18 protein-coding genes are annotated in these 21,951 nt (G+C 66.5%); 12 read left to right on the forward strand and 6 right to left on the reverse strand.

The genetic code is table 11. The features are described 5' to 3' along the window. Window positions 1–58: 58 nt before the first annotated feature. The 4 genes from def to smc are packed head-to-tail and all read right to left on the reverse strand — an operon-like array spanning window position 59 to window position 7,553. The gene (def, locus tag AC3FKG_RS15275; RefSeq protein ID WP_488743454.1) at window positions 59–592 is read right to left on the reverse strand and encodes a peptide deformylase; all 534 of its coding nucleotides are present in this window, start codon (window positions 590–592) and stop codon (window positions 59–61) included. Continuing rightward, on the reverse strand, window positions 589–2,721 hold the full coding sequence (gene ligA / locus AC3FKG_RS15280; RefSeq protein ID WP_488743455.1) for an NAD-dependent DNA ligase LigA: 2,133 nt from the start codon (window positions 2,719–2,721) through the stop codon (window positions 589–591). The genes def and ligA overlap by 4 nt, the downstream gene beginning before the upstream one ends. Before the next feature lie 12 nt (window positions 2,722–2,733). Beyond that, the gene (locus tag AC3FKG_RS15285) at window positions 2,734–4,041 is read right to left on the reverse strand and encodes a cell division protein ZipA C-terminal FtsZ-binding domain-containing protein (RefSeq protein WP_483708259.1); all 1,308 of its coding nucleotides are present in this window, start codon (window positions 4,039–4,041) and stop codon (window positions 2,734–2,736) included. After that, a complete protein-coding gene (gene smc / locus AC3FKG_RS15290; protein ID WP_483708260.1) occupies window positions 4,038–7,553 on the reverse strand; it encodes a chromosome segregation protein SMC in 3,516 nt (1,171 codons plus the stop codon). Before smc ends, AC3FKG_RS15285 begins: the two co-directional genes overlap by 4 nt. A 406-nt stretch (window positions 7,554–7,959) precedes the next feature. Here smc and AC3FKG_RS15295 point away from each other — a divergent pair, with 406 nt between their 5' ends. Then, window positions 7,960–8,787, forward strand: coding sequence for a ferritin-like domain-containing protein (locus tag AC3FKG_RS15295; protein ID WP_483708261.1), 828 nt, complete (start codon window positions 7,960–7,962; stop codon window positions 8,785–8,787). Between the two features lie 22 nt (window positions 8,788–8,809). On the opposite strand, the gene AC3FKG_RS15300 is transcribed toward AC3FKG_RS15295, so the two are convergent. Beyond that, window positions 8,810–9,775: a DMT family transporter gene (locus AC3FKG_RS15300; protein WP_488743456.1), complete on the reverse strand. Its 966-nt coding sequence runs from the start codon at window positions 9,773–9,775 to the stop codon at window positions 8,810–8,812. A gap of 174 nt (window positions 9,776–9,949) precedes the next feature. On the opposite strand from AC3FKG_RS15300, the gene dapC reads away from it, so the two are divergent. From dapC to AC3FKG_RS15345, 9 genes are all read left to right on the forward strand, one after another. After that, a complete protein-coding gene (gene dapC / locus AC3FKG_RS15305; RefSeq protein ID WP_483708263.1) occupies window positions 9,950–11,149 on the forward strand; it encodes a succinyldiaminopimelate transaminase in 1,200 nt (399 codons plus the stop codon). Window positions 11,150–11,225: 76 nt separating this feature from the next. Continuing rightward, window positions 11,226–12,053 carry a 2,3,4,5-tetrahydropyridine-2,6-dicarboxylate N-succinyltransferase gene (gene dapD, locus AC3FKG_RS15310; protein WP_011298055.1) on the forward strand — a complete coding sequence of 276 codons (828 nt, stop codon included), beginning with the start codon at window positions 11,226–11,228 and terminating at the stop codon, window positions 12,051–12,053. Window positions 12,054–12,167: 114 nt separating this feature from the next. Then, complete coding sequence (locus tag AC3FKG_RS15315; RefSeq protein ID WP_483708264.1) at window positions 12,168–12,527, forward strand: hypothetical protein; 360 nt, start codon at window positions 12,168–12,170, stop codon at window positions 12,525–12,527. A 25-nt stretch (window positions 12,528–12,552) separates the two neighbouring features. Next, a complete protein-coding gene (locus AC3FKG_RS15320) occupies window positions 12,553–12,900 on the forward strand; it encodes an ArsC family reductase (RefSeq protein ID WP_488743457.1) in 348 nt (115 codons plus the stop codon). 16 nt (window positions 12,901–12,916) lie between these two features. Then, the gene (gene dapE / locus AC3FKG_RS15325) at window positions 12,917–14,068 is read left to right on the forward strand and encodes a succinyl-diaminopimelate desuccinylase (RefSeq protein WP_488743458.1); all 1,152 of its coding nucleotides are present in this window, start codon (window positions 12,917–12,919) and stop codon (window positions 14,066–14,068) included. A 42-nt stretch (window positions 14,069–14,110) separates the two neighbouring features. Continuing rightward, window positions 14,111–15,004 carry a 50S ribosomal protein L3 N(5)-glutamine methyltransferase gene (prmB, locus tag AC3FKG_RS15330; RefSeq protein ID WP_488679312.1) on the forward strand — a complete coding sequence of 298 codons (894 nt, stop codon included), beginning with the start codon at window positions 14,111–14,113 and terminating at the stop codon, window positions 15,002–15,004. 156 nt (window positions 15,005–15,160) lie between these two features. After that, window positions 15,161–16,429: an MFS transporter gene (locus tag AC3FKG_RS15335; RefSeq protein WP_483708269.1), complete on the forward strand. Its 1,269-nt coding sequence runs from the start codon at window positions 15,161–15,163 to the stop codon at window positions 16,427–16,429. A gap of 45 nt (window positions 16,430–16,474) precedes the next feature. Further along, window positions 16,475–17,602 (forward strand): CAP domain-containing protein, encoded by a 1,128-nt coding sequence (locus tag AC3FKG_RS15340; protein ID WP_488743459.1) that lies wholly within the window; start codon window positions 16,475–16,477, stop codon window positions 17,600–17,602. 220 nt (window positions 17,603–17,822) lie between these two features. Further along, complete coding sequence (locus AC3FKG_RS15345) at window positions 17,823–18,413, forward strand: cysteine peptidase family C39 domain-containing protein (RefSeq protein ID WP_488743527.1); 591 nt, start codon at window positions 17,823–17,825, stop codon at window positions 18,411–18,413. Between the two features lie 118 nt (window positions 18,414–18,531). Here AC3FKG_RS15345 and AC3FKG_RS15350 read toward each other — a convergent pair whose 3' ends face one another. Then, entirely contained in the window at window positions 18,532–19,197 is a 666-nt protein-coding gene (locus AC3FKG_RS15350) for a GntR family transcriptional regulator (RefSeq protein ID WP_488743460.1), read from the reverse strand. 275 nt (window positions 19,198–19,472) lie between these two features. On the opposite strand from AC3FKG_RS15350, the gene AC3FKG_RS15355 reads away from it, so the two are divergent. Continuing rightward, window positions 19,473–21,077 carry a PAS domain-containing protein gene (locus AC3FKG_RS15355; RefSeq protein ID WP_488743461.1) on the forward strand — a complete coding sequence of 535 codons (1,605 nt, stop codon included), beginning with the start codon at window positions 19,473–19,475 and terminating at the stop codon, window positions 21,075–21,077. Beyond that, window positions 21,074–21,727 carry a response regulator gene (locus AC3FKG_RS15360; RefSeq protein WP_483708275.1) on the forward strand — a complete coding sequence of 218 codons (654 nt, stop codon included), beginning with the start codon at window positions 21,074–21,076 and terminating at the stop codon, window positions 21,725–21,727. Before AC3FKG_RS15355 ends, AC3FKG_RS15360 begins: the two co-directional genes overlap by 4 nt. Window positions 21,728–21,951: the final 224 nt, after the last annotated feature.

The following is a 21,951-nucleotide window of genomic DNA, read 5'->3' on the forward strand; positions in this document are numbered from 1 at the left end:
GGCACCAATGCAAACGGGGCGCCAGATGGCGCCCCGTTTGCATTGGTGTCACACCCCGTCAATCGTCGCTGTTCGGCGGCAAGTTGGGAAACAGCACCTCGGTAAAACCGAAACGCGTGAAATCGCGGACGCGCATCGGGTACAGGATGCCTTGCAGGTGGTCGCATTCATGCTGCACCACGCGCGCGTGAAAGTCCTCGGCGACGCGTTCGATACGCTCACCCCGCAGGTCATAGCCGCTGTACTTCAGCCGCGTGTGGCGGGGCACCACGCCGCGCAGCCCCGGCACCGACAGGCACCCTTCCCAGCCGTCTTCCATTTCGTCGGACAGCATCTCGAGCACCGGGTTGATCAGCACGGTCTTGGGCACCTGAGGCGCGTCGGGATAGCGCGGATTGCGGTCGAAGCCGAAGATCACCACCTGCAGGTCCACGCCGATCTGCGGCGCCGCCAGGCCCGCGCCATTGGCATGGTCCATGGTGTCGAACATGTCTTCGATCAGCGCGCGCAGTTCCGGCGTATTGAAGCGCTCCACCGGCCGCGCCACCTGCAGCAGGCGCGCGTCGCCCATCTTGAGAATCTCTCGGATCATGCCTGTTCCCCCGGTTGCCCTGCCCCGACCGATTCCAGTAGCGCCAGCATGCCGGCCTCATCGAGCACCGGCACGCCGAGGGCTTCGGCCTTGTCGAGCTTGCTGCCAGCCTCGGCGCCTGCCACCACGTAGTCAGTCTTTTTCGATACCGACCCGGCCACCTTGGCCCCGGCGGCTTCCAGCATTTCCTTTGCGGCCTCGCGCGAAAGCGTCGGCAAGGTGCCGGTCAGCACGAAAGTCTTGCCGGCCAGCGGCGCCGGCGCCCTGGCGGCAGGCTCGCTTTCGGCCCAGTGTACGCCCGCCGCGCGCAACTGCTCGATGACCTCCACGTTGTGCGGCTCGCCGAAGAAGTTGACGATCGACTGCGCCACCACGGGCCCCACGTCATTGACCTCGAGCAGCGCGGCCTCGTCAGCCGCCATGAGCGCGTCCAGCTTGCCGAAATGGCGCGCCAGGTCCTTGGCCGTGGCCTCGCCAACATGCCGGATACCCAGCGCAAAGATAAACCGGTTGAACGTCGTGCTGCGCGACGCGTCAATGGCCGCCACCAGGTTGCCGGCCGATTTGTCGGCCATGCGGTCCAGCGCTGCCAGCTTGGCCACGCCTAGCTTGTAGAGATCCGCCGGCGTGTGGACAATGCCCTGGTCCACCACCTGCTCCACCACCTTGTCGCCCAGCCCTTCGATATCCATGGCGCGGCGTTGCGCGAAATGCAGCAGCGCCTGCTTGCGCTGCGCGGCGCAGATCAGGCCGCCCGTGCAGCGTGCGATGGCCTCGTCCTCCAGGCGCTCGATATGCGAACCACATACCGGGCAGGTGGTCGGCATGACGAAGGCGCGTGCGTCGTCGGGGCGCCGCTCCAGCACCACGGCGACCACTTCGGGAATCACGTCGCCGGCACGGCGCACGATCACGGTATCGCCGATATGCACGTCCTTGCGCCGCACCTCGTCCTCGTTGTGCAGCGTGGCATTGGTCACCGTCACGCCGCCGACGAACACCGGTTGCAGGCGCGCTACCGGCGTAATGGCACCGGTGCGGCCGACCTGCACTTCGATGTCCTCGACCACGGTGGTCATTTCCTGCGCCGGGAACTTGTGCGCCAGCGCAAAGCGCGGCGCGCGCGACACGAAGCCGAGCTGCTCCTGCTCGGCCAGCGCGTTGACCTTGTAGACCACGCCATCGATGTCGTACGGAAGCTGGTCGCGCTTCTCGCCCACCTTGCGGTAGAAATCCAGCAGGCCCTGCGCGCCCCTCACCACCGCGCGCTCCTTGCAGACCGGCAGCCCCATGGCGGCAAAGCCGTCGAGCATGGCGCTGTGCGTGGCAGGACGTTCCATGCCCTGCAATTCTCCAAGCCCATAGGCGAAGAACGACAGCGGACGCCTGGCGGTAATACGCGGATCCAGCTGGCGCAGGCTGCCAGCGGCGGCATTGCGCGGGTTCACGAAGGTCTTCTCGCCGGCCTCGGCCTGCCGTGCATTGAGCTTGTCGAAATCGCGCCGGTACATGAAGACCTCGCCGCGCACTTCAAGCACCGGCGGCGCCGCGCCACGCAGCTTCAGCGGAATCGCCTTGATGGTACGCACGTTCACCGTCACGTCTTCGCCGGTCTCGCCGTCGCCGCGCGTTGCCGCCTGTACCAGCCGGCCGTCCTCGTAGCGCAGCGACATCGCCAGGCCGTCGAACTTCAGCTCGCTCGCGTACTCGACGGCTTCCGCGGCGCTGAACAAATCCTGCGCGCCGCCCGCCGCGCTGCGTCCAAGCCCCTGTGCGCAGCGACGGTCAAAGCCGATCACGTCTTCTTCGGAAAAACCGTTGTTGAGCGACAGCATCGGCACGCGGTGGCGCACCGTATCGAAGGCCGATAGCGGTGCGCCGCCCACGCGCTGCGTCGGCGAGTCCGGCGTCAGCAGTTCGGGGTGCTCGGCTTCAAGCGCCTGCAGTTCGGAAAACAGCGCGTCGTACGCGGCATCCGGGATGGTCGGGGCATCCAGTACGTAATACTGGTAGTTGTGGCGATCCAGTTCCTCGCGCAGCCATTGCACGCGTTCAGGGGCGGCTGCGGGCGACAAGCCGCCGGCCGGCGCGGAGGCATCTGCCTGCGCGCCGCGATGGGTTGCGTTCATGACAGGCTCCGGCTAGACGCTGAACAGCCGTACCGCAACCGGCGAACCGGCGGGCATGCCGCGTGCCTCCAGCTTCTGGTAGAGGGCCTCGAGCTGGTTGAAGATCGCGACGAACGAGGCTTCGGTCAGCGGCCGCATATTGTCGTCGACCAGTTGCGCGCCCATGCGCTGGGCCAGCGAGTAGCCGTATTCGCAGACCGTCTTGAACGGCTTGCCGCCCTGGTCCGCTTGCGGTACGTCGAGCAGCAGCGTGATCTGGCCACCGCCCTTGACGGTCAGGTCATCGCGCAGGAAGTTCGTGTCGCCGAACTGGAGCGCGAACAGCGTGCGCTGCACGCCTTCGGCATTGGCCACGTAGCGGATGAAGCGCGTACCGTCGCGCGACAGCACCAGGCCGTCCTGTGTCGCCACGCTCTGCACGTAGGCAGCCGACCACGGCGCGCCGTCCGAGATCACGTTGACGCCAAGCTGCACGTCGCAACTTGCGGCGAACCCGTCAAGTTCGCGCGCGTTGGCGACGGTCTCGCCCATGTCGGGCAGGTCGGCCGAGGCATCCAGCGATTCGGCCAGTGCTTCGACCGCGTTCACGAATTCGGAGAACTCCAGCGCATTGAGCGGGCCGCTGCGGCTGGCCAGCTGAACGGCCACCTGCAGGTCCTCATACTGGTGGCCGGCGGTCACCGGCTCCCAGGCATTGGCTTCCTCGCGCAGGCCCTCGATATGGATCTGCTTGGTCCCGGCGCGGCGCAGCCGGCCGGTCAGCGGCAGGATGCGGTCGCCCGAAGCCTTGCGCTCCAGGTGCAGCGGCACGATGCAGTCAATCAGCGGATCGATCGTGGCCGGCTGCGGCTGGCCGTCGGACACTACGGGCTCAGCCACCCTGGGCGGCGGCTCTGCCTTTGCTTGCGCCTGGTTCTCGGCTTTCTCTTCAGGTTCGGCTTCGGCGGCGACAGAGGCGGCCGGCGCGGCTGCCAGTGCCACCTCGTCGGCTACGGCTTCATCGGCGTCCGCCGAACCAGCCGCGGCGGCAGCGGCCACCGCCGCCACCTCATGCGGCGCCGGGCGCGCGGCCGGCGTCAGCGTCGGCTCGCGCCGCTCGACATGCTCCGGTGCAGGGGCCTCATGCAGCTTGGCAGCCACCTCCGGCGCGGTGGACTCGCCCACCACAGGCTCGCGCATCGGCGGCAGGTCATCCTCGGGGCGCAGCTCGCGCGGGCGGCGCGCCTTGCGGATCTGCCACTGGTTGTAGCCAAACAGCAGCGCCAGGAAAACAAGACCGGCGACGATCAGCGAGGTCTGCAAATCCATGTTGATGCTCATGCTGCCTCCGCCATAGACACCGCCGCATCCATATCCACCGCCACGATGCGCGACACGCCCTGCTCCTGCATGGTCACGCCGATCAGCTGGTGCGCCATTTCCATGGCGATCTTGTTGTGCGAAATGAAGACGAACTGCGTCTTGTCCGACATGCGGGCCACCATATTGGCGTAGCGCTCCGTATTGGCGTCATCGAGCGGGGCGTCCACCTCGTCCAGCAGGCAGAACGGGGCCGGATTGAGCTGGAACATGGCAAACACCAGCGCAATCGCGGTCAGCGCCTTTTCGCCGCCCGACAACAAATGAATGGTTGAGTTCTTCTTGCCCGGCGGCTGCGCCATCACCTGCACGCCGGCATCGAGGATTTCCTCGCCGGTCATGATCAGGCGTGCCTGGCCGCCACCGAACAGCGACGGGAACAGCTCGCCGAAATGGTGGTTGACCTGGTCGAAGGTGCCTTGCAGCAGCGCGCGGGTTTCCTGGTCGATCTTGGCGATGGCGTCTTCCAGCGTGGTGATCGCATCGTTCAGGTCGGCCGACTGCGCGTCGAGGAAGGTCTTGCGTTCGCGCGCCGCGGACAGTTCGTCGAGCGCGGCCATGTTGACCGGGCCCAGCGCGTTGATGGCATTGTTGATGCGCGTGACTTCGCCCTGCAGATAGGACGGCTTGAGGTCCGTGGTCAGCTTGTCGGCCAGCGCCACCTCGTCGACCTGGGCCCCGGCCAGTTGCTCGCTGTACTGCTCCTGGTTCAGGCGCGCGGCCTGCTCCTTGAGCTGGGATTCGGTGATGCGGTCGCGCAGCGGCTGCAGGCTGCGCTCGGCGGCCAGGCGCTGTTCGTCGTGCTGGCGCAACTGCGCGGTCAGCGCATCCAGCTCGATGCGGGCGGCGCCGAGCTTTTCTTCCTTCTCGGCGCGGCGTTCCAGCGCGTCCTGCAGGCCGGTGTGGGCGGTCTGCTCGTTGATCGTTTCGAGTTCCGCGCGTGCGTTCTCGAGCGATTCGGCGATGCGCTCGGCCTGGTCGCTGGCCACCTGGATATTGCGGTGCAGCTCTTCGATGCGGCTGGCCAGGTTGCGCTCGCCAAAGACCGCCTCTTGCGCCGCGCGCTCGAGGTCGCGCAGCTGGTGGCGCGCCGACGACAGCTTGCTGTCCAGCGCTTCGAACGCCATCTGCTGGTCTTCATGCGTGGCCTGCATCTCGGCCAGCGCGGCATCGTGCTGCTCGAAGCTTGCTTCGGACTCAGCCCGGATGGCGCGCTGCTCGTCGATCTGCGCGCCGATCTCGGCCAGTTCCTCGCGGATCTGGCCACTGCGCGCGGCGTAGCGCTCCATTGCCTGCGACAGCTTGAGCACGTCCATCTGCAGCGCGTGCGCGCGACGCGTGGCCTGCTCGCCGCGCGAGCGCGCCTCGGCCAGGGCCTGGCTGGCCTGCGTATAGGCCGCTTCGGCACGCACGGCCTGGCTCTTGGCCTCGTCCGAGAGCAGCACCTGGGCGCGGGCCTGCTTCTGCAAGTTCTCGATTTCCTGCTCGCGGGCCAGCATGCCGGCCTGCTCGGAATCGGCTGCATAGATCTGGATGGCGTTGCGGCCAATCAGGTGTCCTTCGGCCACCACGAACGACGCGCCGTCGGGCAGCGTGTTGCGCGCGGCCAGCGCCTGCGCCATGTCCGTGGCCGTGTAGATATCGGCCAGCCAGTCCTGCATCACCGCGCGGATGCCGGGCTCGGTGATCTGCACCAGCGACATCAGGGGACGCAGGCCTGCTGGCGTTTCGATCGGACGGGCAGCCGGCGGCGGCGAATAGAACGCCAGCTTGGCGGGCGGCGCATCCGACAGGAAGGCCTTGACCCAGTCCAGGTTCGATACCTCGAGCGCGGCGAGCTTTTCGCGCAGCACCGATTCCAGCGCGCTTTCCCAACCCGGCTCGATATGGACTTTTTTCCACAGGCGCGGCAATTCCGCCAGGCCATGCCTGGCCAGCCACGGCTGCACCTTGCCGTCGGTCTGCACGTTTTCCTGCAGCTGCTTCAGCGCGGACAGGCGCGCCTCCAGCGCAGCGATCGCCGCGGCTTCGCTCTGCACGCGCTCCTGCGCGGCACGGCGCTCACCGTCGAGGCGCGGTACGCTGTCCTCGGCATCGGCCAGGATAGCCTGCGCTTCCTCCAGCACGGCTTCCTGTTCGGCCAGTTCGGCACGTGCCTCTTCCAGCCGCGCCTCGTCCGGACGATCGAGTCCCTTTTCCTCGCCCGACAAGCGTTCGCGGCGTTGTTCGAGCTGCTGCAGCATCTGGTCGGCGCTGCGCTGCTGCGCGGCTTCGAGCTTGAGCGCCTGTTCGGCCTGCATGATGCCGGAGCGCTGCTCGTTGAGCAGTTGCTGCGCGTCGCGCCACTGCGCTTCCAGCGTCGGCAGCTCATCGGTCTTCTGGGCCACCGCTTCCTGCGCTTCGACGGTGCGGCCTTCGGCCACGGCGAGGTTTTCCTCGGCCTGCGCGAGTTCGTCGCTGGCCTGCTCCGACTTGCCCTGCCATTGCTCGCGCTGCGTGGTCAGTGCCGCGATCTGGGCCTGCACGCGGTTGCGCGATTCCACCACGTAGCGGATCTCGGCTTCCAGCTTGCTGACTTCGGCATTGGCCTCGTACAGCGCGCCCTGCGCTGCGTGCATGCCGTCGGAGGCCGCGTAGTGCGCGACCCGCATGGTCTCGAGGTCGGCTTCGACGTGGCGCAGTTGCGCGGTCTGGGCTTCGAGGTCGATCTGGGCCTGTTCGATGGCGCGCTGGTGGCGTTCCTGCTCGACCTGCGCCTCGCGCTTGCGCAGCAGCCACAGCAGCTGCTGCTTTTCTTCGCCGTCGGCCTGCAGCGTCTTGAAACGCTGCGCGACTTCGGCCTGTCCTTCAAGCTTCTCGAGGTTGGTTCCGAGCTCGCGCAGGATGTCTTCGACGCGCGTCAGGTTCTCGCGCGTGTCGGACAGGCGGTTCTCGGTTTCGCGGCGGCGTTCCTTGTACTTGGATACGCCCGCGGCCTCTTCGAGGAAGATCCGCATGTCATCGGGCTTGGCCTCGATGATGCGCGAGATCATGCCCTGGCCGATGATCGCGTAGGCGCGCGGCCCAAGGCCCGTGCCCAGGAAGATGTCCTGGATATCGCGGCGGCGTACCGGCTGGTTGTTGATGTAATAGGACGAGGTGCCATCGCGCGTCAGCACGCGCTTGACCGCCACTTCGGCGTATTGGCTCCACTGGCCGGCGGCGCGGCCCTCGGCATTGTCGAAGACCAGTTCGACGCTGGCCCGCCCCGCCTGCTTGCGGGCCGTGGAACCGTTGAAGATGACGTCCTGCATGGATTCGCCACGCAGCTCGGACGCGCGTGATTCGCCCAGCACCCAGCGGACCGCGTCGATGATGTTGGATTTGCCGCAGCCGTTGGGACCTACGATCCCGACCAGCTGGCCGGGCACCTGGAAATTGGTCGGATCGACGAATGATTTGAAGCCCGCCAGCTTGATCGAAGATAGTCGCACGGTTGTCGTGTGGTATCGGCGCTGATGGCAGCGCGCGCAGCATTAGAGCGTTCAGGAATGAGCGGCGCACGCGGACGGGCGGACGCGCGGCGTGCCGCCAGCGTCCCTTCTCGCCCCCCGTGCCCGAGAATTGGCGGTAATCATACCATCGCAACCCGGCGTTCCGGCCGCTCCGGCAGTGGGTTCCACGGCATTTTTGGCGCCCGGTTTCCCTTTGCTCACAGCCATTTACAGGCGTTTTTGCAAGCACTTTTGGGAGGGGCCGGCGCCTCGCGTGTCGGAATAGTTAGGCAATAACCGGGAAACTAACTAGGGTAAATGCCAGTCTCTCTGATATGCCAGCGTGACGCCGGATGCCCTCCGGGTGACAATCAGGGCGGCACCGGCCATTTGCGGAGGATCCAGCATGACCCAGCCGTCAGCGGCAACCCTGCCGTGGTCTGTCAGCGAGATTGATTACCGGGCCATCGAGTCCGAACGCGTGCGCGGAAACCGCGACCTGTTCTACCTGCTGGTATCGGCGTCGTTCATCGAGAGCGGGTCCGACACCTACGCCGGCAACCTCGCGGTCTACTACGCCGGAGCGCCTGAAGCGGCCGGCTGGCTGTCCCACCACTGGGAAGCCGAGGAACTGCAGCACGGCCTGGCGCTGCGCCGCTATGTCGAGCATGTCTGGCCGGAATTCGACTGGGAACGCGGCTACCGGCGCTTTTTCGCGGAGTACAGCCAGACTTGCTCGATCGACCAGTTCGAGCCGACCGAGGCGCTGGAAATGGCGGCCCGCTGCGTCGTGGAGACCGGCACGGCAGCCTACTACCGCGCCCTGGAACAGGCCAGCGACGAACCGGTGCTACGCGCCCTGACGCGGCGCATTGCCGATGACGAGGTGCGGCATTACAAGCACTTCTATCGCTTTTTCAACCACTTTGCCGAGTCCGAAGGGCTGGGCCGCGCCAGGGTGCTGGGCGCCCTGGCGCGCCGGCTGCTGGAAATCAAGAACGAGGATGCGGCCATCGCGCTGCGCAATGTCCTGCGCATGGAGCGCGGACAGGAAGACATCCCGGAACATGAGGTGAAAGCACTCAACTCGCGCGTCAGTGCCGTGGTCCGGCGCCACCTGCCCGTCGAAATGACCGTGAAGATGCTGCTGCGGCCGCTGCATCTGCACAGCACGCTGGAGCGGGCGGTGCGCAAGCCGCTCGTCGCCGTCGTGAGCCGGGTCATGCTGCACTGACCCGGAACGCCGTTTGCGCCGCTCAGGCGGCCGCTTCGGCCCCGGACGCCACGGCTTCGGTTGCGCGCCGGCTCCGATGCACCAGCCCCGACAGCGCCCCGGCGGCCACGATGCAAAGGCCGCCCGCGGACTCCTTCCAGCTCAGCGTCTCGGTCGCCAGCCACCACGACGACACGGCCGCCACCACGATCTCGAACAGCATCAGCAGCGATACGCGATTGGCCGGCAGGCGCTGCAGGCCGTACTGGACCACCGAATTGCTGAGCACCAGCACCGCGGCCAGCGCCGCCACCAGGGCCAGCACGGCGCCGCCTGCTCCCAGGACGATGATCGCGGAGGGGCCATCGAGCAGCAGCGCGCACGGCACGCCGACGGCGGTACAGCCCAGGTAGACCACCACCGTGCGCAGGCGCGCGTCCATATCGGGAAAGCGCTGCCCGGCGCGCCGCGACAGCACGTTGTTGACGGCGAAGCCCATGCCGCCGACCAGCCCGGACCATTCGGCGGCACTGCCCGGCAGCGGCACGCCGACCTCGGGCGTCCACAGCATCAGGCCGGCGCCCGACAGCGCCAGCGCAATCAGCGCCAGGCCGCCGGCCGAGAGCCGTTCGCCCAGGAACATGCGCGCGAACAACGCCGTCCAGACCGGAGTCAGGTAGAACAGCAGCAGCACGCGCATGACGTGCCCGTTCACGCTGCCCCAGACAAAGCCCGCATTGGTCACGCCCGCGGCCAGGCCGATCGCCACGAACAGCCACGATGCGCGCATGCCACGCAGCTGCCTGCGAAAGGCCAGCAGCGACAGGAGCGCGGCCGCACAGCTCACCAGCGCCGCGGCGCTCATGCCACCCAGGCCCCAGCCCGCCAGCAGGCGATACGGGAACCAGGCAATGCCCCAAACCGAGGCACCGATCAGGATGGAAAGCGAGGACTTGACCGCATGGCGGTCGGCGGCCCCATGTTGCGCCGCAATATTCTTGTTGGTCATTTGGAAATGGCTAGGGGCCGGCTTGCCGGGGAAACGCGGTACATCCGCCGCCGGCATCACATGCCGGTGATGCCCGGCATCCGCACACCGCATGCGCGGCGCGGGCCGCGCCATCGCACGGGAAAGGGCGCCGTTCCCTTATAATGCTGCGTTTCAACCGGCCCCATCCAGAACGTGAATCCGCGCCTCGACCTGCTCCAGCCCTACCCTTTCGAGAAACTGCGGGTGCTCTTCGCGGAAGTGAAGCCGGCCGACAAGCCGGCGATCAGCTTCGGCATTGGCGAGCCCAAGCACCCGACGCCCGAATTCATCAAGCAGGCGCTGGCCGAGTCGCTGGCCGGGCTGGCGAATTATCCCACAACGGCTGGTTCCGATGCACTACGACAGTGCATCGCCAGCTGGCTGGAACGCCGCTATGGGCTGCCGAAGGTCAACGCCTCGACCGAGGTGCTGCCCGTGACCGGCTCCCGCGAAGCGCTGTTCGCGTTCGCACAAACCGTGGTCGACGGCACGCGCCCCGGCGCGCTGGTGCTGTGCCCGAACCCGTTCTACCAGATCTACGAAGGCGCTGCGCTGCTGGCCGGCGCCACGCCGGTGTTCGCGAACAGCGACCCGGCGCGCAACTTTGCCCCGGCGTTCGACCGCATTGCCGACGAAGTCTGGCAGAAGGTGCAATTGCTGTTCGTCTGCTCGCCCGGCAACCCGACCGGCGCGGTGCTGTCGCTCGAAGACTGGAAGCAGCTGTTCGCGCTGTCGGACAAGTACGGCTTCGTGATTGCGTCGGACGAGTGCTACTCGGAAATCTACTTCGACGAGAGCCGCGCACCGCTCGGTGCGCTGGAGGCCGCGCACAAGCTGGGCCGCGGTTTTGATCGGCTGGTGATGTTCTCGAGCCTGTCCAAGCGCTCGAATGTGCCGGGCCTGCGCTCCGGCTTCGTCGCCGGCGACGCCGCCCTGCTGAAGAAATTCCTGCTATACCGTACCTACCACGGCGGGGCGATGAACCCGGCCGTTCAGACCGCCAGCATTGCCGCCTGGAACGACGAGGCCCACGTGCGCGAGAACCGCGCCGCCTATGTGCGCAAGTTCAGCGAGGTCACGCCGATGCTGGCCGAGGTGCTGGACGTGGCGCTTCCCGATGCCGGCTTCTACCTGTGGGCCGATGTGTCGCGCACCGGACTGAACGATGTCGAGTTCGCCGCGCAACTGCTGGCGGCGCAGAACGTCACCGTGCTGCCCGGCAGCTACCTGGCGCGCGCAGCCGATGGCATCAACCCCGGCGCGAACCGCGTGCGCATGGCGTTGGTGGCCACGCCCGAGGAATGCCTGGAAGGCGCGCGGCGGATTGTGGAATTCTGCAAGTCGCTGGGCTGATCCGTCGGGATCCAACGCATACCGTGGCGCGGCCCGACCGCCGCGCCTTTTCCAAACAACCACTGAAGAAACCCAAATGACGCAAGCTCTGCAAGCCCTGATCGACCAGGCCTGGGAAGACCGCACCAGCCTGTCGCCGAAGTCCGCCCCCGCCGATATCCGCGAGGCCGTCGCCAATGTGATCGGCCAGCTCGACGCCGGCACCCTGCGCGTGGCCGAGAAGCAAGGCAAGGACTGGATCGTCAACCAGTGGGTCAAGAAGGCCGTGCTGCTGTCGTTCCGCCTGGAAGACAACGCGCCGATGAGCGCCGGCGGCTTTGCCCAGTTCTACGACAAGGTCCCGACCAAGTTCGCCAACTGGAGCGGCGACGACTTCGCCAAGGCCGGCTTCCGCGTGGTGCCGCCCGCCGTGGCGCGCCGCGGCTCGTTCATCGCCAAGAACGCCGTGCTGATGCCGTCGTACGTGAACATCGGCGCCTATGTCGATGAAGGCACCATGGTCGACACCTGGGCCACCGTCGGTTCGTGCGCGCAGATCGGCAAGAACGTCCACCTGTCGGGCGGCGTGGGCATCGGTGGCGTGCTGGAGCCGCTGCAGGCCAACCCGGTCATCATCGAAGACAACTGCTTTATCGGCGCCCGCTCGGAAGTCGTGGAAGGCGTGATTGTCGAAGAGAACTCGGTCATCTCGATGGGCGTGTACCTGGGCCAGTCGACCAAGATCTATGACCGCGAAACCGGCGAGATCCACTATGGCCGCGTGCCGGCCGGCTCGGTCGTGGTGGCGGGCAACCTGCCGTCCAAGGACGGCAAGTACAGCCTGTACTGCGCCGTGATCGTCAAGAAGGTGGACGCGCAGACCCGCGCCAAGACCAGCCTGAACGACCTGCTGCGCGGCGACTGATCGCCCGCGGCTGGCCCGGCCCGGCGCTGCGCCATGCGCGCGGCGGCTGGCCGGGCCCTCCCCGCATCACCCCGCCACACCGCCCGCGACGTGCCCTCCCTCCGCAAGCGACTCATGGCCCTGGATCCCACCACCGTCAGCACCGTGCTCTCCCTCCTGCCCACGATCCTCGAACAGGCCAACAAGACCATCGACAAGATCAAGAAGGGCCGGCGCAAGGATGACGGCACCGATGGCGCCGCGCCGGAAACACGAGACCCGGCCGCACGCATCGCGGAACTGGAGGCCGCCGCCGTGCAGCAGGCCGAGGCAGTCAAGCTGCTCGCCGAGCAGCACGCCATCACCATCGACGCCTTGCGCAAGGAAGCCGCGCGGCTGGACCGCCGACTGCGCCTGATGACGACGGTGGCAATGGCCGGCGTGGCGCTTGGCCTTGGCGGCCTGGTGATTGCCCTGAACCTGCTTTTCCGCTGAACATCAGCACGAATTCTCACCCGCCATGACCGTCCTGCTCTACGGCATCCCGAATTGCGACACCGTCAAGAAGGCCCGCACCTGGCTGGACGCCAACGGCGTCGCCTACACCTTCCACGATTTCAAGAAGCAAGGCGTCGATGAAGCCATGCTGCGCGGCTGGCTGAAACATGTGCCGCTGTCGACCCTGCTCAATCGCAAGGGCACAACCTGGCGCGCGCTATCGGACGCCGACAAGGTCCGCGCCGAAAATGAAGCCGGCGCCATCGCGCTGATGCAGCAAAGCCCGTCGCTGATCAAGCGCCCGGTGCTTGCGCACGACGGCAAGGTCAGCGTGGGTTTTTCCGCCGACCAGTACGCCAGCCAGTTCTGAATTTCTTCGCCCTGCCATGACCGCCACCCTTGCCCTCACCGAAGACCTGATCCGCCGCCGCTCCGTCACGCCCGCCGACGAAGGCTGCCAGGCCGTGCTGGAAACCCGCCTGAAGGCGCTCGGCTTCGCCTGCGAAGCGCTCGTCAGCGGTCCCGACGATTTCCGCGTGACCAACTTGTGGGCCGTCAAGCGCGGCACGCAAGGCAAGGACGGCAAGCTGCTGGCCTTCGCCGGCCATACCGACGTCGTGCCGACCGGTCCGCTCGAACAGTGGAACTCCGACCCGTTCGAGCCGACGCACCGTGACGGCCGCCTGTTCGGCCGCGGTGCCGCCGACATGAAGACATCGATCGCCGGCTTTGTCGTCGCGGTCGAGGAATTCGTCAAGGCGCATCCGGACCATGCCGGCACCATCGCCTTCCTGATCACCAGCGATGAAGAAGGGCCGGCGCATGACGGCACCATCAAGGTGGTCGAGGCCCTGAAGGCACGCGGCGAACGACTGGACTACTGCGTGATCGGCGAACCGACATCGGTCGACACGCTGGGCGACATGGTCAAGAACGGCCGCCGCGGCTCGCTGTCGGGCAAGCTGGTCGTCAGGGGCGTGCAGTGCCATATCGCCTACCCGCACCTGGGCCGCAACCCGATCCACGAAGCCGCCCCCGCGCTGGCCGAACTGGCCGCGCAAGTATGGGACCAGGGCAATGAATACTTTCCGCCGACGAGCTGGCAGATGTCGAACATCCACGGCGGCACCGGCGCGACCAACGTGATTCCGGGCCATGTCACGATCGACTTCAACTTCCGCTTCTCGACCGCGAGCACGCCGGAAGGCCTGAAGTCGCGCGTGCATGCGATCCTGGACCAGCACAAGCTCGAGTATTCGCTGAACTGGACGCTCGGCGGCGAGCCCTTCCTGACGCCGCGCGGCGAGCTGTCCGACGCGCTCTCGGCCGCCATCGAGGCCGAGACCGGCGTCAAGACCGAACTGTCGACCACGGGCGGCACCTCCGATGGCCGCTTCATCGCCAAGATCTGCCCGCAGGTGATCGAGTTCGGCCCGCCCAACGCGACCATCCACAAGATCGACGAGAACGTCGAAGTCCGCTTTATCGAGCCGCTCAAAAACGTCTACCGTGGCGTGCTGGAACGGCTCATTGCCTGATCGCCTGCCGATCGCACCCTTCTCGACACAGGATCCACGACCATGGCAACTCCCTCCCCGCTGCGCACCGTGCGCGACCTGCTGCGCCTGGCGGTGTCGCGCTTCACGGCCGCGCGTCTTTCGTTCGGCCACGGCAGCGCCAACGCCTATGACGAAGCCGCCTACCTGGTGCTTCACACGCTGAACCTGCCGCTCGACACGCTCGACCCGTTCCTCGACGCGCGCCTGCTGCCCGAGGAAATCGACGCGGTCATGCAAGTCATCGACCGCCGCGTCACCGAACGCGTGCCGGCCGCCTACATCACGCATGAAGCCTTTATGCACGGCCTGCGCTTTTACGTCGATTCGCGCGTGATCGTGCCGCGCAGCTTTATCGGCGAACTGCTGCAGGACGGACTGGAGCCGTGGATCGGCGACACCGCCAAGATCGGCCCCGTGCTGGAACTGTGCGCGGGTTCGGGCTGCCTGCCGATCATTGCCGCCCACGTCTGGCCCAACGCGCAGATCGATACCGTCGACATCTCGCCCGATGCGCTCGCCGTGGCGCGCCGCAACGTGGCCGACTACAAGATGCAGGACCGCATCCACCTGTTCGAGGGCGACCTGTACGCACCGCTGCCGCCTGGCGCCACGTACGACGTGATCCTGACCAATCCGCCGTACGTCAACGAAGCCTCGATGCAGGCGCTGCCGCCCGAGTATCAGGCGGAGCCGCGCATTGCACTGGCTGGCGGCGACGATGGCATGGACATCGTGCGCCGCATCATTGCCGGCGCCAAGGCCCGCCTCAACCCGGGCGGCGTGCTGGTGGTGGAAATCGGCAACGAGCACGCCAATGTCGAAGCGGCGTTCCCGGACCTGGAGATCGTCTGGCTGCCCGTCAGCGCGGGCGACGAGCAGGTCTTCCTGCTGACCTACGACGCTCTGCCGGGATAATTCCCGTTCGACATGATGGCAACCCTGTGCCGCGGGAGAAGGAGTCTCCCGCCGGCACAGGCTGCGCCCACGCAATCTGGGCGAACATCGGCCACGCGTTGATCCCGCAACACGCGCAGGCTCTACACTCGCGGCAGAGATAGCGCCACTGACGCCGTGACCCCAAGTCCCACTCCGCTTCCCGGATCGCCTCCCGGATCCCCCGCCCTGCCCGCCGCTGCCGCCACGACGCACGCTTTGCGCGGCATCGCCGTCCTGACCTTCGCCTTCGCGCTCAGCCAGTTCTTCCGTTCCTGCCTGGCGGTCATGGCGCCGGAACTGCAGCACGATTTCGGTCTGTCCCCGGCCGGATACGGTGCTTTGTCCTCTTCGTTTTTCCTGGCCTTTGCCGTGGCCCAGATCCCGGTTGGCATCGCCTTCGACCGCTATGGCGTAGGCCGGCCCACTGCCGGAATGCTGGCGATCGGCGCGGTATCGTCGATCCTCTTCGTCCTGGCGCCCAACGGTGCAGTGGCCACGCTGGCGCAGGTGGGGCTGGGGCTGGCGTGCGCGCCGGTATTCATGGGGCTGCTGCATTTCGCCTCGGAGCAGCTGTCCGAGCGCGACTACACGCAAGTGGTCAGCAAGTCGAACGCCATGGGGATGATCGGTGCCTTGTGCGCGACCGCGCCGCTGGGGTGGGCGACCGAACTGGTGGGCTGGCGCCCGTCGATGGCGGTATCGGCACTGGGCATGGTCGTCGCCGCGTGGGGCGTCTGGCGCTTCGTGCGCGACACCGGCCACGCAGAGGCGCGCAGCGCCTCGTGGCCGTCCATGCTCACGCAAAGCGCCCGGCTGCTGGGGCTGGTGCCGCTGTGGACGCTGATCCCGCTGTGCGTGGCCATGTCCGCTGGCACGGCCTTCCGCAATGCATGGAGCGGGCCTTATCTGGCCGATGTCTACGGGCTCAGTTCGGGGTCCCGCGGCGTGGCGCTCACGCTGCTGAGCGTGGCCGGATTCCTCACCGCTTTCCTGCTGCCCGTCCTGGTACGGCGCAGCACGCTCAAGACCGCCATCCTCGCGTGGTCCGTCCTGTCGATGTCCGGTGGCGTGCTGCTGACGCTGTGGCCCGCCTCCGGCGTCGTGAGCGGCGTGGCGATGATGGCCCTGCTCTCGACCATCGGCATGCTGCATCCGCTCGTGATGGCGCAGGGCCGCAGCCTGATCCCGCCGTCCAAACGCGGGCGCGGGCTGGGATTGCTCAATACCTTCGTGTTTCTGGGCTCCGCGCTGACGTCGTGGGGCTATGGGCTGATCGCCAATATGGGCCATCTGCAGCGTTGGGGCGAGCCCGCGACGTATGCCGCGATCTTCCTGTCGGCGGCCGTGCTGGTGGCTGCAGCGCTGGTGCCCTATTTCTTCAGTCCGGCGCAGGGCAATCATTAGTTTCGGGCACGAATAAGCCCGAACGCAGCCGTTCCGCCCGCGGGCATGCGGGCTCCTGTACACGAATCTTCATCCTTTCACGTTAAGCCTCCGGAAGCGGATCAGCAGACGTCCTACGCGGACCATGAGCTCCCTTGGTCAGACAAAAACAACCCGGAAAACGTGAGAAAGAGCCTCCTCGCATGCGCCGCGACGTCTGTCGTCGTCGCGGTTTGCGCCAGCATTGACAGCGCTGGCGCCACCCCTCCCACCATCGTCGCAAACCTGTCGCGCAAACCGACCGCCAGCAAGGAAATGACTTCGTCTGCTCCGGCCGGAATCGCGCATAGATCCACGTACTTCCGAACCGATCCGCGCTTCGAATTCTTCAACGCGCTCAACGCCCTGCGGGTCGCAATGGGGGTCGGGGCATTGCGCCAGGATCCGGCCCTCGACGCCGCGGCCGAGAACCATCTCGAGTATATGAAACTCAACGCGGTGATGAGCCATACGGAGATCCCCGGGAATCCCGGCTTCACCAGCCCCGATCCGTACCACCAGGTGCTTGCCGTGGGCGGCGCGCAACAGCAATGGGTCGGGCAGAATGCCTACAACGGCGATATCGGCCGCTGTCTTGCCGCGCTGGCGAACTCGGTTTATCACTTGCAGGGGATCACCAGCAATCAGGAGACCATCGGCCTCGCCATGCGTGACAACTACTGCGTGGCGAACTTTGGCGTGGTGACCGCGGCGGGTACAGGTGGCTATGGCCTCGCGCAATGGGGCGGCCAGCAATTGCCTGCTGGCGCTGCCGCGCACTACCCCGCCAACAATGCCAGCGTGCACGGCCTGTTCATTCCCGCGGACGAGACCCCGAATCCGGCGCCCGACCTGGCCACCGCGGGTACGCCGATCATGTTCCGGGTGAACGTGGAAAAACCGGCTGACGTGCTGACGGTTTCCAGTTTCACGTTAACGGGCCCACGCGGTGATGCCGTGCCCGCTCGCATCCTGGTGCCTGCCGAATCGAAGGCTGGCTCGGTGGCTTCGGCTATCGCGGACGCGAGCCTGTATCGCGGCGTGGTGTTCCTGCTGCCGACGCAGCCCATCGCTGCCGGCACTTATACCGCGAGCTTTGCCGGTGCGCGAAATGGCGTGGCGATCAACAAATCGTGGCGCTTTACGGCGTATTGAGGCGGCTGCGCAGGCGGCTCAGCGGCGAAACTGCTGGTCGATTTTCTTCAGGGCCGAGCAAGCGGCAGATGAAGTCGACCATCCAGACAGGCGTTTCAATCGTGACTCAGCCTTGGGCGGTTGCTATCGCCCGTTTTCACGATAGGCGCACGTGCCGCGTTGCACTACGCTCGAAGCAAAGAATCACACCAGTGAAACCGGGGGAATCATGGGTGATCGGATGTCGTGCGCGGCGGGTCGGCGATCGGGGTCAGACGATCCGCTGCTGGGCTGCTTGCTATTGTTGAACCGTGCCCTGCGACGGCCGGTGTCGTCCGCAGCCCTGGCGGAAATGGGCGCTGGGGACGGCATGCAGCTGACGTTACCGCTGCTGGGCGTCGCAGCGGCACATTTCGGCTTGTCGACGCGGCTGGTGGATTGCAGTCTCGAAGAGATATCCGACACCACGCTGCCCGCCATCCTCTTGCTCGACGGAAACAGGCCGTGCGTGCTGCTGCGGCGCTGCGATGACGGACGGCTGATCGTCGGCTTGCCAGGTTGGGGCGGCGGCGTGCAAGAGGTCGATCACGATGAACTGCTGGCCCAGTACAGCGGACACGCAGTGTTGGCACAGCCCGCTTCAAGACCCGATTCGGCGGCCGATACTGAAATCCCGCAGCCTTGCCAGGCTGGCGCGGCGCCGCAGCCAGCTTGGCTTCGCCACGGCGGACGACTGCTTGCTTCGACCGTTACGAGGCTATGCCTTGCGGGCGGTCGGCGGAAGATGTGGCCCCCACTGCTTGCGAGCATGGCATCCCGCAAGCAGGTTTAGGATCGTTCAGGCCACGCATCCGTCCACCGCTGCATGGACCGATGAACGAATCAGGTCGACGGCGGCGTCTCAGCACCGAGCTCTGCTGCGCCATCGAGAACCTGGCAGAGACATTCACCTAGCCGCCGGCGAAGATCGTCTTCACGTCGGGAACTTCCTCTGCGCGCTGCGCCTGCTCCACCACGCGCCTTTCGATGTCGTCGAGATGCGCGCTCATCATGTCGATGGTGACCTGCACATCCCCGGTTCGCAGCGCCTCGACCAGCTCCCGATGCTCGGTCGGCGCGCATTCGATGAATTCCGCAGGATCATAGAGCGCCTTGTAGAGTTCGGTCCTGGTGAGCAGCCGCCCCACGAACGCCAGCAGGTCGGCGCTGCCAACCATTTCGGTGAGCAGTGCATGGAAGCCACCGGCAAGGCAGATCGATTCTTCGCGGCGATGCGCATGCAGCGCCGCCTCCTCCGCCTCTACGTGTTGCAGCAACCGGGCAAGCTGCGCGTCGTCGAGACGGCCGCATAACGTCGCCACGATACCTGCCTCGACAGCGCGGCGGGCGCAATAGACCTGCCGGATGTCCTCCACCGATGGACGCGGCACGTAGGCGCCGCGATTGGGCTCCAGCTCGAGCTTGCCTTCGGCGCCCAGGCGCGCCAGCACTTTGCGCACCGCGCCACGTGTGCAGTGGAAGGCCTCCGCCAGGCTGCGCTCGCGCAGCGGCATGCCGGGGCGCAGCTTGCCGCCGAGCAACGCGGCGCTGATGGCCGCGTAGATGCGATCTTCCACACCCGCTGCGGCAAGCGGCCCAGGCGTTACCCCGCGTTGCGGACCGCTCGCGATGGGGGAAGCACTCGACGTCGACATGTGGCGGCTCTGAAGTGGCGGGCGGCTCGATTGTAGGGGATACCGGATATGGTCATCCATTCTTGGGGAAATCACCAACAACGATGGCTGACCAAATTGGCTAGACTTGGTTGACCAAGTGCGTCGCTCAGACTGCCCGGCGACATCCTGGCGGGCAACGCGCCTGCATGACGCGCAAAGACGCATGATCGGGAGAAATGGTGGACATCTACGGGGAATTGCAGCGCACCATACTCAACAACATTCCCGATCAGGCCTGGCTGCAGGACAAGAACTCCCGCTACATCCTCGTCAACGAGGCCTTCGTGGCGGCATGTGGCCACCCGGAGCACGAGATCCTGGGCCGTACGCCGGACAAGGTCTGGTCAACGGAGTGGGCACAGGTGTATATGCGCACCGATCGGGCCGTCGTGTCGAGCGGCCGACGCAGCCGCTACGAGGAAAGCCGCATCTCCGCGGATGGCGTGCCAAGGTGGTTCGACACCATCAAGACGCCCATCCGCGACGCCGACGGCGCCGTCATCGGCACCGTCGGCATCTCGCGGGACATTAGCGACCGCAAGCGCTTCGAGCGCGATATGGCGCGGCTGAACCGCCTCTATGCGCTGCGCAGCGGGATCAACAAGGCCATCACACAGATCGGGCGGCCCGATGCGTTGCTTTCGAGGGTCTGCCGGATCGCGGTCGAGGCCGGCGGACTGCAGCTGGCATGGATCTGCCTGCCCGAGGATGCCACTTCAGGGGTAGCCTGCCACGCCAGCACGCAGGCGCTGCAAGAGCAGTTCATGGCTGGCGCCGAGGCCGGCTGGTACGGGCTCGGCGGGCTTTTTCCCGCCGAGCCGCGCGCATATGTGTGCCGGGATATCGCGCGACCACGCCGCTTCGGCTCCCAGGCGCGCGTGGCCCGCTCCCTGGGGATGGGCAGCTTTGTCGCGCTGCCCCTGACCCAGTCCGGAAAGCCCGTCGGCTACTGCCTGCTGTTCGCACGGGATGCCGATTTCTTCAGCCCCGATATCGCCCGGCTCGCCGCGGCCTTGTCGCGCGATCTCTCGTTCTCGCTGGACTATATCGCCGAGGCGGCCCGCGGCCGGCAGGCGCGGGAGGAGTTGCTGGAATCCCGTTCCCGCTTGCGCGAGCTGTCCGCCCACCTGCAAACGGTGCGGGAGGCCGAGCGAACCCGTATCTCGCGCGAACTGCATGATGAACTGGGGCAGTCGCTGACCGCGCTGCGGCTGGGCCTGAACTTCCTTGAAACACAGCGGCCGGCCGCCGAGGACACCGCGTGGCGGCAGCACGTGCGCAGGCTCAAGGAGATCGCGGACTCTACGGTGGAATCGGTGCAGCGCATCGCCGCCGACCTGCGCCCTCCCGTGCTGGATGAACTGGGGCTGGGCTCGGCCATCGAATGGCTTGCCGAATCCTTTGCCGAGCGAACCGGCTTGCGCTGCGCACTGCAACTAGCGCAGCGCGAGCGCGACTTCGGGCCGGAGATCAGCACAGGCGTCTTCCGCATCGTGCAGGAAGCGCTCACCAATGCCCGCCGCCATGGCAATGCGACAGCGGTATCGGTATCGCTCGATGAACGGGCCGGGATGCTGCACGTCGTCGTTGCCGACAACGGCTGCGGCATCGATGCGTCCCAGGCCACGCCGCGCGGCAGTCTTGGCCTGCTCGGCATGCGCGAACGCGCATTGATGCTCGGAGGGCGGCTGACAGTCTGCAATCAGGAAGCGGGGGGAACCCGCGTCGAGGCCGAGATCCCTGTCGCCTACACGCCGCCAGGGGGGCAGCTGACGTCATGATACGGATCATGATTGCCGACGACCACGCCATCATTCGCGACGGTCTGAAACAGATCATCTCGACCGTGCCCGAGATGTGCGTCGTGGACGAAGCCGTCGACGGGACCGATGTGCTCGCCAGGCTGCGCAAGACCACCGCCGATATCCTGCTGCTCGACATGTCGATGCCCGGAAAAAACGGGATCGCGCTGATCCAGCAGATTCGCGCCTGCCGCGCTGCCCTGCCCATCCTGGTCCTGAGCATGTACAGGGAATCGCAGTACGCCGTACAGGCCATCCGCGCCGGCGCGGCCGGCTACCTGACCAAGAACACGGAAACCGACCAGCTGGTCGGCGCCATTCGCAGGATCGCGCAAGGCGGAACCGTCGTATCCCCTCAGATTGCCGAGAAACTGATTCGCCAGGTGCAGCGGCCAGAGGCCGCACTGCCGCATGCCGGCCTGACCGCGCGCGAGTTCCAGATCTTCCAGATGCTGGCAGAGGGCAGGAGCATCAACGACATCGCGCAAGCGCTGTCGCTGAGCAACAAGACCGTCAGCACACACAAGGCCAATGTCCATCACAAGATGGACATCGCGTCGACGGCGGGTCTGGTGCACTACGCCATCCATCACGGCCTGATTGGCGAGGCGCCCGAGAGCTGGTCCTGAGCCACGCATTGCACGTATTGCACGCATCGCCAGGCCACGGCATGCTCGCGTCGGTCTAAGAAAATCCTTAGACCAAAACCAGCCGATCCTGATGCAAGGCACCGGCCCGCGCATCTACGCTTGAGTCAACGCAGCGCCTGTCATTCCGCCTCCTGCCTGTTTCCCCATCCGCCGGATCTCGCGGCGGATGCATGAGACACCACCGACATGGACGCCGCGCCGCC

The sequence above is a fragment of the Cupriavidus sp. 22TCCZM04-2 genome, from assembly GCF_057798895.1.